The following is a 289-nucleotide window of genomic DNA, read 5'->3' as shown; positions in this document are numbered from 1 at the left end:
CACTTTATTTGTAAAACCAAGTTCATAGCAAGTGGAGGTGAAAATATGTCGCCTACGACGTTTACGATCATCTCCATTTTGCTGAGCCTAATCTGTTTAGTTGTTGGCTACTCTGTTCGTAAAATCATTGCAGAAGCAAAAATATCCGCCGCAAGAAACATGGCCGAACAAATTGTTGAGGATGCAAAGCGTGATGCAGAAGCATTGAAGAAAGAAGCGCACGTAGAAGCGAAAGATGAAATTCATTCGTTTCGTGTAGATGCGGAGCAAGAAGTTCGTGAAAGACGTA

Annotated in this window: 1 protein-coding gene; it reads left to right on the top strand. The window is 41.5% G+C overall.

The genetic code is table 11. The features are described from left to right. Positions 1-45: 45 nt before the first annotated feature. The coding region (locus KVT11_RS19705) for an Rnase Y domain-containing protein (RefSeq protein WP_217609130.1) at positions 46-289 on the top strand (244 nt) is incomplete at its 3' end.

Source organism: Bacillus sp. GbtcB10, assembly GCF_019091365.1.
GTDB lineage: Bacteria > Bacillota > Bacilli > Bacillales > Bacillaceae > Bacillus > Bacillus altitudinis.
Note: the sequence above shows the minus strand (reverse complement) of the source record. Positions and strands in the feature narration are given on the sequence as shown.